General features: G+C 23.1%; 4 protein-coding genes. 2 read left to right on the forward strand and 2 right to left on the reverse strand.

The window, feature by feature from the left end; all coding sequences use genetic code 11:
* Positions 1-87: 87 nt before the first annotated feature.
* Positions 88-423 (reverse strand): plasmid mobilization protein, encoded by a 336-nt coding sequence (locus B5D61_RS26000; RefSeq protein WP_078695021.1) that lies wholly within the window; start codon positions 421-423, stop codon positions 88-90.
* 450 nt (positions 424-873) lie between these two features.
* Between B5D61_RS26000 and B5D61_RS25395 the strand changes: the two genes are divergently transcribed.
* Together B5D61_RS25395 and B5D61_RS26005 are read left to right on the forward strand one after the other, a co-directional pair.
* Complete coding sequence (locus B5D61_RS25395) at positions 874-2,022, forward strand: replication initiation protein (protein ID WP_078816232.1); 1,149 nt, start codon at positions 874-876, stop codon at positions 2,020-2,022.
* Entirely contained in the window at positions 2,015-2,404 is a 390-nt protein-coding gene (locus B5D61_RS26005) for a hypothetical protein (protein WP_078695018.1), read from the forward strand. The genes B5D61_RS25395 and B5D61_RS26005 overlap by 8 nt, the downstream gene beginning before the upstream one ends.
* Before the next feature lie 350 nt (positions 2,405-2,754).
* On the opposite strand, the gene B5D61_RS25400 is transcribed toward B5D61_RS26005, so the two are convergent.
* Positions 2,755-3,228, reverse strand: a complete 474-nt coding sequence (locus B5D61_RS25400) for a hypothetical protein (RefSeq protein ID WP_078695019.1) — start codon at positions 3,226-3,228, stop codon at positions 2,755-2,757.
* Between the last annotated feature and the right edge of the window lie 122 nt (positions 3,229-3,350).

The raw sequence follows: 3,350 nt of genomic DNA on the forward strand, positions 1-3,350 counted from the left end.
TTTAGAACTTCCAGTTCCTCCACTAGATGAATTTATAGCCTTTATTATTGCCATTTTAACACCCCTTATAATTCAAAGTCATAATAATTAACTAAAAATATCTTTGATTGTATTTAAAATCGATTTTAGAGCGTCTGAGTTGATTTTAAGTTCTCTATTCAAATCTATTTTTTTTAAAATTCCTAATTTTTCTTTCGAATTAACTTTTTTTGTTAATTGATTTAAATTTATTCCTATTCGATTTAATTCTAAAATTAATTTGGGTAATTCTTCTATTACTAGAATTTCTTTTTCTTTAATGAGTTTTAAAAAAAAATCTTGTTTAGATAGTTTAGATTTTAATATTTTTTTATTTAATTGATCTAATTCTTCTTGGGATAATCTAAATTTAACTTGATGATTTCTTATTCTATTTTCTTCCATGATATACCATCCTCTAACCCCGTAGGGCGAGAAAAAACCGTAGGTTTTTCTTTGCTGGGTACCAGTAAAGGTATCTCGCCTATCAAAAATTTGATAGGGGTTTATTTTTTTTTTCTTTCCATATTAATTTACAAATTTTTATTTGTCAAATAATACGCATAAAGTGACAAAATTCTTATAGAAAAAATACTTACTTTTTTCTTGTTTGTAATATTTATAATATTTATAATATTTACGGCGTTTTTTGAGAGAGCTTAAATCCCTGTGTAATTGGGATGTCTGAAGATGTCAAAAAATGATAAAGGTTAAAAAAAAAAGAATAAAGGTTAAAAAAAAAAGAATAAAGGTTAAAAAAAAAAGAATAAAGGTTAAAAAAAAAAGAATAAAGGTTAAAAAAATTTTTTGCAGTTTTTAACCTTTGTGTGCTACTATTTTCTTGAGGTGAAATTTATGAAAACATTTAAAGATTTAATTTTATTTAAACCTAATCAATTAATTGAAATAACAGGAGCTCCATTAACAAATCAAGGGATATTAGCATATGATTTTATTTTACACAAGTTACAACAAGAAAACACTGATAATATTATAATATCAGCAACAGAAATAATGGATGCTATAAATGGAAATCGAAATTTTCAAGATTTATATCTATATTTAGATTCTTTACAAAAAATAAGAATTGAAAGTAAAGACTCTAAAGGGAAGTTATGGGGAGCATTTAATTTATTATCAGAATATAAAAAATTAGAAAATGGAATATTTGTTGCAATTCCTCCAAGTATTTATAAAGCTTTAGAAACAAAAGAAAAAACAAAAGATAGTTTATATTACACAACAATAAAATTATTAGAAAAAAGAATTTTTAAATGTTTATACAGTTTAATTTTTTATGATTTTTTTAAAAAATATGAAAATATTAATATTCCAACCTTAACAGTAGAAAACATTAGACAAATAACAGGAACTATAGAAAAATATAAAGAATATAAAATATTTAAAGCTCATGTTTTAAAAAAAGCTTTAATTGAAATTAATAAGTTTGAAACTAAATTTGAGTATTCTTTTGAAGAAAAAAAAATAGGAAGAAAAGTGAATGAAATTAAGTTTATTAGAACTGAGAAAGGCATAGATGATGTTACTCCAGAAAACAAAATATCAGAAAAATTATTAAAAGCTATTGAAAAAGCTCGGAAAAATCGATATATAAATGAATCCTATTCTCAAAAGGCTATGGAGAAAATATTTCAAAAATACGAGGAAAAAGATATTATAAAAGCTCTTAAAGAACTTTACAAATATAATTCAGAAATTAAAAGTTTTTCTAAAATTTTAACTGCAAAAATTGAAGATATAAAAAATTCAAAAATGGATAAAATTAAAGAAAATCAAGGGCATATATTAGGTCAAGAAAAGATTGAAACAGCCTTTAAAAACAATTTTACAGAGCCAAAAAAATCTGATTTAGATATTGAAAAAGAAAAAATATCAAATTTAATAAGAAATAGTGATTTACCAACAAATAAACGAATGAACTTATGGTCTGAACTCGCAAAAATACAAAATTTAAAAGACAAAGGAGAAATAAAATATGAATAAAAAAAAATATGTTTTACCTAGCATTAGAATTAATAATTTTAAAGGTGCTCCAATAAAAATAAGAGAATATTGGGAAAAATACCTATCTTTAAATTTAAAAAATGCAATTACTTATGCTTTTTATTTTAACTATGAATCAAATTATAAAGGTGATTACGATTTTACAATTGGTGGTGAAAACTATTTTTCTGATTCAAATTCAATTTTTATAAATAAAGATGATTACAAAATATTTAAATGTAATCTTTCTACAATAATTGATACTTGGAAGATTATTTGGAATTTAGAAGACATTGGAGAACTTCAAAGAAGTTACAACTTAGATTTTGAAAAACATCATAATGATGGAACTGTTGAAATACATATAAGTATTCAAAGATAAATTGCTTTTTTTTTAATAAAGGGTTATAATTGAATCAGGAATATTACAAAGAGAACACTAAAAAAGAGATTTAAGCTTTGGTCGGCTTAAATCTCTTTTTATTTTTTGCAATATAATGATATTATATTCTTCAGATACCATGCTTTAGTAATGAAAATTGTTTATACCCTGTCTAATGAAAGGGGGTGTACTCTTTGAAAATAATATTCCTAATAATTTTCTTCTTACTATGTAAAAATATTTACTAGGTAAGTTAACAAGCAAGGTATCAAGTAAAAGATGACCAACTTTTACGATTGGCAAGGTTTCCCTTGCCTTTTTTATTTAGAGAGGGGGAAAAAAAGGGGAAATTACTTCCCCTTTTTTTGATTCTTTAGCTTAGAATTCTTAATTTCTTCAGGAATATTTTTAATCAAACTCCAATTTATCTTATCGTTATTATCTACCCAAAATTTTCTATCCCCTAATAAAACTTCAACTATATTATCATTAGTGATTTCTATAATTTCCTCCAACTTTTTTATTTGATTCTTTTGAGAATGAATAAGAACACTTCCCCAAATTAAAAATATCAAAAATAAGAAAATCATTATACCAAATACTTTATTTAAAAAATTAGTCCTTTTAAAATTTTTTTGATATTTTTCAAATTTATTTGTTATTTGCTCTAATTTATCTATATTCGCTTTAATATATTTTTCTCTTTCTTCTATTTCCTTTTCATCTGTCCTAACCTGTTTTAAATATTCTAATGTTTTTTTATCAATTTCTATTAGTTTATTTGCTAATATATTTTGATTGCGTTTTAATTCTTCAAATTCCATATTTTATCTCCCCCTACTTCTTCCATTAAATTTTTCTTTAGGAATATATTTATAATTAGGATTGATTCTATCTTTTTCTATTTGATCTCTTTCTTCTTGAGTTAGTTTTAATTTTTCACATT

Source organism: Prosthecobacter debontii, from assembly GCF_900167535.1.
Lineage (GTDB): Bacteria > Verrucomicrobiota > Verrucomicrobiia > Verrucomicrobiales > Verrucomicrobiaceae > Prosthecobacter > Prosthecobacter debontii.